Annotated in this window: 3 protein-coding genes and 1 pseudogene; 1 reads left to right on the top strand and 3 read right to left on the bottom strand. The window is 73.0% G+C overall.

The window, feature by feature from the left end; genetic code table 11:
* The coding region (locus tag ACWGIU_RS25350; RefSeq protein WP_453709395.1) for an SRPBCC family protein at window positions 1-490 on the top strand (490 nt) is incomplete at its 5' end.
* A gap of 9 nt (window positions 491-499) precedes the next feature.
* Here ACWGIU_RS25350 and ACWGIU_RS25345 read toward each other — a convergent pair.
* From ACWGIU_RS25345 to ACWGIU_RS25335, 3 genes and pseudogenes are all read right to left on the bottom strand, one after another.
* The gene (locus tag ACWGIU_RS25345) at window positions 500-829 is read right to left on the bottom strand and encodes a TfoX/Sxy family protein (protein WP_453709393.1); all 330 of its coding nucleotides are present in this window, start codon (window positions 827-829) and stop codon (window positions 500-502) included.
* A gap of 89 nt (window positions 830-918) precedes the next feature.
* On the bottom strand, window positions 919-5,808 hold the full coding sequence (locus ACWGIU_RS25340; RefSeq protein ID WP_453709391.1) for a DNA repair ATPase: 4,890 nt from the start codon (window positions 5,806-5,808) through the stop codon (window positions 919-921).
* Window positions 5,809-5,924: 116 nt separating this feature from the next.
* Window positions 5,925-6,746, bottom strand: a pseudogene (locus ACWGIU_RS25335) (flotillin family protein); the annotation flags it as partial.

The following is a 6,746-nucleotide window of genomic DNA, read 5'->3' as shown; positions in this document are numbered from 1 at the left end:
GCGTTGTGCGGCGGCGGCCTCGCCGCCCCGGGAGGACTCGATGAAGGTCGACGTAGTGGCCGAAGCCGTGATCGCCGCCACGTGCGGACGCGTCGCCGCCTACGCGGCCGACCCCACGAACGCACCCGAGTGGTACGCGAACATCAGGTCCGTCGACTGGCTGACCCCGCCCCCGGCAGCGGTCGGCTCCAAAGTCGCGTTCGTCGCGCGCTTCCTCGGCAGGCGGCTGGCGTACACGTACGAGATCACCGCGTACGAGCCCGGGCGCCGGATGGTGATGCGTACGGCGCAGGGCCCGTTCCCCATGAAGACGACCTACACCTGGGAGCCGTACGGGGAGGACGCGGACCGCACGCGCATGACCCTCCGCAACCAGGGAGAGCCCAGCGGGTTCGCCTCGATCGGCGCCGCCGTGATGGTGGCGGCCATGCGCCGCGCGCAGCACAAGGACCTGGCAGCCCTCAAGGCGCTCCTGGAGGCGCGCCGCTGAACGCCGACCTCACTTGGGCGGCAGTGTGGCGGCGAAGGCCGTGGCCGTCGTGACCCAGTGGTCCAGGACGGCATCCTCCGCCAGAGCGGGGCCGCTCACCGTCACCCAGCCCCGCATCGGACGCCCGGTGAAGTCCATGGGACGCGCCTCGGGGCGGGCGAGGGCCCGCTCGGTTCCCTCCGGGCCCACGCGGACGATGAGCTCGTCGCCGGCCACGCCCACCGTCATGTTGCCGTGCAGCAGAAAGGTGAGGCCACCGAACATCCGCTTCTCGGTGAGCTCGGGCTGCTCACCGAGCCGCTCGCGGAGCCGCTGGGCCAGCCCTTCGTCGTAGGTCACGGAATCACTGTCCTGCGCCGAGCGGTCGGGCGCACGCCGGACCCCTCGCCGGGACGCCGGCCCGCGAACGTGAGGGTCGAGGGGAGCGGTCAGTCCTTGTCCGTCCTCCGCGGCCGAGGGGCCGCGTGCCGTGCCGCCGGGGCGGCGAGGGCGTGGCGGGGGTCGGTGGCGCGGGTGATGGCGGACTCGACGGAGGCGACTCGGTCCGCCAGGAGGCCGAGGGCGGCGACCGCGCGGGTGAGCGGGTCGCCGTCGGGGCCGCCGAGGGTCTGCGCCCGTACGTGGACGGTCTTGATCGCGGTCCAGCGTGCGGCCTGCTCCGGTGTGAGGGCCGAGCGGAGTTCGGCGAGCTTGAGGAGGTTGGCCTCGGCGCCGGTGGTGAGGGTCTGGGCCTCTCCGGTGTAGTGGTCCTCGAGCACCGCGGCCAGCTCGGCGTCGTTCATGACGGGGTCGATCCGGGCGGCGATTTTGTTCATGTTGCGGTACGAGCCCTGGAGGAGGAAGGGCGGCTCGGTACGGGCTTCCTCACTTTGGGCGGCGGAGGCGATGTAGGCGGCGTTGACCGCGAGGACGGTGTCCCGGGCGGTCAGCAGGTGCCGCAGCACGGCGAGTATCCGCTTCAGCTCGGCGGGGGCGTACGGGTGGGCCAGTCCGTCGGCGCGGGCCGTCGGGTCGTGGGAGGCGATGCGCAGCAACAGGTCGAGGTCGGCGCGGTCGCGGCCGGCGAGCGGGGCGAGGACCGGGTTGGAGGTGAGGGCGTTCTCGACGAAGCTGGTGGCGAAGGCCGTCTCCTTGCCGGTCAGGACGTCGCCGAGATTCCAGACGTCGGCGCGGTTGGCGAGCATGTCGGGGATGCGGAAGCGGTGGCCGGACTCGGTGTACGGGTTGCCGGCCATGCAGACGGCGAACCGCTTGCCGCGCAGGTCGTAGGTGCGCGCCTCGCCGTTCCGGACGCCTTCCATGCGACGGGTGGCATCGCACAGCGAGATGAACTTCTGGAGCAGTTCCGGCGAGGTGTGCTGGATGTCGTCGAGGTACAGCAGGGTGTTGCTGCCGGCTTCCAGCGCGAAGTTGATCTTTTCGACTTCCCGGCGTGCGGTGGCGTTCGGTGCTTCGGCCGGGTCGAGCGAGGTGACCGTGTGTCCGAGCGCCGGGCCGTCCACCTTGACCAGGACCAGGCCGAGGCGGTCGGCCACGTACTCCATGAGGGTCGTCTTGCCGTAGCCGGGCGGGGAGATGAGCAGCAGCAGGCCGTTGCTGTCGGTCTGCTTGCTCTCGCCGGTGGTGCCGAGCTGCTTGGCGAGGTTGTCGCCGATGAGGGGCAGGAACACTTCGTCGAGGAGGCGCCCCCGGACGAAGGAGGACATGACTCGGGGCCGGTGGTCGTCCAGCCGGAGCCGTGTGCGTTCGGCGGTGACCAGAGCCGCACGCCGGCGCTGGTAGTCGCGGAAGCCGGGCATGGCTGTGGTGGAGAACTCCCTGGTACGGGAGAGCAGTTCGTCGATCCTTACGGTGAGGGACCGGCCGGTGATGCGTGGGTGGCGGCCGAGGAGGCCCTCGGCGGTCTCGGTCAAGGGGGCGTCCGACTCGTAGCGGTCGAGGTGCGGGCAGAGCTCGACGGCGGCTGCCTCCGCGAGGTCCCCCGGGGCGAGGGGTTCTCCGGTCGCGGTGGTGTACGAGGTGAGCCAGGCCTCGGCGAGCTGGCGCCGGTCCGCCAGAGCGGGCAGTGCGGCGAGGTCCTCGTCGAAGGCGGATGTGCCGACGGCGCGGCGGAACTTCTCCAGCAGAGTGCGGGCGCCCGTGCTCGTGACGAAGCCGCCCCGGGCGCGGGCCAGTTCCTCGAAGAGGTACTCGGCGGCGAGGACGCTGTCGGGGCCTTCGACGGCGGCCGCCAGTTCGGCCCGGAACTCGGCGATCGCGGGCGGCGCTCCGAACGCGTCCCGGATGCGGGCGAGCGAGGTGGCACGGCGGGTCCAGGTGGCCCGCTCCTCGGTGGTCGTGCGGTGGGCCCAGAACAGCTGGGCCTCGGCGCGGGCCGCGGGCGGGTAACGCAGCAGGCCCGCCGATTCGTGCAGGCGCACCAGGACGGTCAGGATGGCGGTGGCGTCGTGGTCGTGGACGCCGCGTTCGTACCCCTCGTCGTACGCGGCCGCGGCGGCGCGGCGGACGAGGTCCGGGAGGTCGGCCTCCGCAAGAGCGGCCGGTCCGTGCTCGGTGAGCAGGCGCGCGGCGAGGTACTCGGCGCGGTAGACGTCGGCGTTCTCGGAGGGCAGCGACTGACCCCAGGAGGCCCGGGTGGCCGCGAACTCCGGATCGGTGACCGGGGAGCGGTAGTCGGTGCCGGTGAGGGCGAAGGCCAGGGTGTCGCCGTGCGGGACCAGGGTGAGGTCCAGCGGCTGGGTGTTGACCGCGAAGCGGTGGCGGCCGAGCCGGACCGTCCTGCCGCCGTCCGCGTAGAGCTCGGCGCGGTCGCGCAGGGCGCGGCCGGCCTCCTGCCGTGCGGCCTTGATCCGGCCGTCGAGCTCTTCGGCGCGGGTCCCCTCGCCCAGTTCCCGCAGTTCGTCGGCCGTGCGGCGGACCTTGGCGACCATCGGGTCGGAGGCGAAGAAGGTACTGATCGCGTCGGTGTCGGTGAGAGTGGCCGTCCGGCGGGCGAGGGTCTCCAGGACCCGGGCGGCGGAGTCGGCCAGCTGCTCGGCGCGCCGGGCCCGGGCGTCCTGCAGCGTCTGCTTGCGGGCGGAGAACGCGTCGTGGACCTCGGTGCGCTTGGCCGCCAGTTCGGCGAGGAATCCGTCGCTCTCCGCGAACCGCGACTCCAGGTTCTCCAGCCGCAGCAGGAGCCGGGACAGCTGCTCGTCGCAGGCCTCCGGGCTGTCCGCGACGGCGAGTGCCCCGGTGACCGCCTGGCCCAGCAGGGCGGTCTCGGCGGCGAACCCGGCCCGCCCCTCGTGCGCGCGCAGTTCCCGGCGGCGGGCGTCGAGGGTGGCGCGGGCCCGGTTGACGCCGCCGAGGACCTCGGCGATCCGCTCCAGGATCGCGGTGCGGACGGTGGCATCGCCGATGTCGAGTCCGGCGACGACCTCCGTGACGGTTTCCAGGCTTCCGCTCTGTCCGTCGAGGAGGGCGGCGAGGGGAGCCGCCTCGGCGGTGGTGGCGATCACGGCGGCCTCGGCGGTGAGCCGGGCGGTCTCCTGGTGGTAGGCGGCGAAGGCGTCCTCGCGCGCGAGGAAGGCCACGGCCCGGCCGGCGAAGGAGGCGATGTCGGCCTCGGTCTCGGCGGCCAGTCCGTCGATGCGGTCGGTGTCCGCGTACCGCAGCTCCTTGAGGGTGAGGAGGTGTCCGTGTGCGCGGCGCAGTCCGGTCAGGCGGTCCACCCAGTCGCCGGTGCTGCCGGGGGCCTCGCCGCGCAGGCGCCGTACGAGGGAGGCGGTCCGCTCCGTGGCGTCGGCCAAGGCGTCGGCGGCCTGCCGGGTCAGGGTCTGTACGGTCTCGAACTCGGCCAGCACCTGCTCGGCGGCGGCACGGACCTCGCCCAGTGGTGTGAGCAGGTCCCCTAGGCCGGGGTCCTCCAGCCAGTGATACTGGTCGGCGGCCCGGAGGCAGGCGGCGACGAGCAGCTGGTACCCGGCGGTGGTCCGGGTGGTCCCGGAAGCCGTGGCGGCGACGGAGAGGCAGTCAGAGATGCCGCGGACGAGGTCGGCGTTCCCTACGCGGGCCAGCGCGCCGGTGCCGACGGGCCGGGACGCGGCGTAGGTGTCGGAGACGTACGGGGAACTCCAGCGCTGGACCGGGTGCACGCGGGCGGGCTCGTCGGAGTCGGCGCGCAGCACCAGCAGTCCGCCGTCGTCGAAGAGGGCGTGGCCGGTGCAGGAGAGGGGGGCGGCGATCTCCTTGCGGATGACGTTGTACGGGAGCAGCAGGCTGCGGCCCTCCGAACGGGCGTGGAAGACGTACAGCACGTCCTCGCCGTTGGGAGAGCGCACCGTCCGCTCGTACTCAAGCCCTTCGGTGGGGGTGTCGAAGGTCTTGGAGACGCCGGAGGCCAGGCAGTAGCCGCCGGGGAAGACGATCCCCTGGTTCTCGGGGAGCCGGCGGGCGGCCCGACCGATTCCGTCGAGGCGGACGACGGTCCTGGTGACGGTGTTGAAGACCAGGTGGCGCCGGGCTTTCTCCTTGTACGGGCGCACGCGCAGCAGGATCAGCGGCCCGACGCGTGCGTACTCGATGTCCGCGTCGGCGAGGGACTGCAGCGGGTCGTCGACGGGCTCGGAGTGGATCCCCGCGCCGGTCTCGGTGTCGTCCTCGGTCTTGACGATGAGGGTGCCGCCGACCGTGGCGACGAAGACCTCGCCGCCGACGGACACGTGCGGGTGGCGGCCCAGGACGTGGTCCTCGCGGGTCGTCACGGTCCACTCGAAGTCGTGGGCGGGCGGAAGAACGTGATCGCGCTCGCCCCGGCCGTCCAGGAACGTCGCCGTCCCGTCGTCCTTCAGGGTCCAGCGCAGGACCCGGATGTCCTCGCTCGTCTCGCCGGTCCGGAAGACGGCCAGCAGCTTCCCGTCGACGAGGCGGAGCTGGAGCAGGCGGGTCGCACGGTAGTAGCGGTGGAGGGCCTCGAACTCCCGGCGGAAGGCAGGGTCGTCGAGCAGACCGGGAACGGCGCCCTCGGGCAGCCGTTCCAGGTCACGGCCGTGCAGGGTGAAGACGTCGGCCACGCCGGTCTCGGGTTTCAGGCGGGGGACGCCGGCGTGGTGGCCGAAGAGCAGACGGTCCCCGACGGCCACGATGTCGCGCGGTGTGCAGGTGTGCTCGGTGCGGATGCGCTCGGTGGCTTCGAGGGCCAGCCCGGCGGAGCCGAACTCCCCGGCCCGGCGGGTGTTGAGCGCCTCGGCCCGCCGGGCCAGCTCACCGGCCTGCGCGGCGAGCCGGTCGCGCAGCACCTCGTAGGTGCCCGCGTCCATGGGGGACGTGCTGGTCATGATGTGGCTCCCTGCGGGTGCGTACGGCGTCTTCGGCGTGCTCGGGTGGTGCACGGGCCGGGGCCGCCGAGGGGAGTGCGGCGGCCCCGGACGTGCGGGGGTGTGCGAGATCCGGATCAGGCCGTGGCCGAGCCGTTGAGCCCGGCGCTCAACTTCGCGAGGGGCATGTCGGCCAGGCCCAACTGCCCGGCCTTGTCCAGCAGCTCGCCGAGCTGCCCGGACTGGGCGCCGCCGCCCTGCATCAGTTTCATCAGCAGCGCGGACACGGTCAGGTTCTGCACGTCGGAGGTCGAGACCGAGCCGAGCACCCGCGTGACGTCCTCCGTGAAGTCGGACGTGCCGTCCAGCCAGGGCTTCACGAGCGCCTGCGCGGTGTCGGAGTGCTGGACGAAGGCGTCGACGCCCTTGCCGAGCGAGATCGAGGAGACGAGACGGTCGAAGAAGACGGAGTCGCCGCCGACGATGTTGATGTCGGCCTTCTCCAGCCCGGCCGCGACCACCATGGCCTGGGCCTCGGCGACCTGCCGCTGCACGTCGAGACCGGCCAGCCGGACCTCCTTCTCGGCCGCCAGCCGCAGCCGGTATTCCTCGTGCCCGCGGGAAGCCTCGTCCAGCGCGGCCATCGCGGCGGCCTTCTCCGTCAGACCCGCGGCCTCCGCCTTCAGCTTCTCCCCGATCATCGCCGCGTCGGCGCTCGCCTGCGCGCGGGTGCCCTCGGCCTGCGCCTTCAGCCGGGCCTCGGTGGCGTGCGCCTCCGCCAGCCCCGTCTTCTCGATCGCGTCCGCTTCCTTCTCCCGGACCTGCACGGCGGCCAGCCCGGGCGCCGCCGTCTCCGCCTGGACACCCTCCGCGAGACGGAGCTTGGCGCGGGCATCGAGGTCGGCGGTCTTCACCCTGGCCTCGGCCAGGGTGAGCTGCTCGGCGGCCCGGTGCACGGC

The organism is Streptomyces sp. NPDC054840 (assembly GCF_053611065.1).
Note: the sequence above shows the minus strand (reverse complement) of the source record. Positions and strands in the feature narration are given on the sequence as shown.

Bases quoted from the DNA above. Each gene is read 5' to 3' on its own strand.
- ACWGIU_RS25340 (WP_453709391.1), bottom strand. From the start codon at position 5,808: ATGACCAGCACGTCCCCCATGGACGCGGGCACCTACGAGGTGCTGCGC.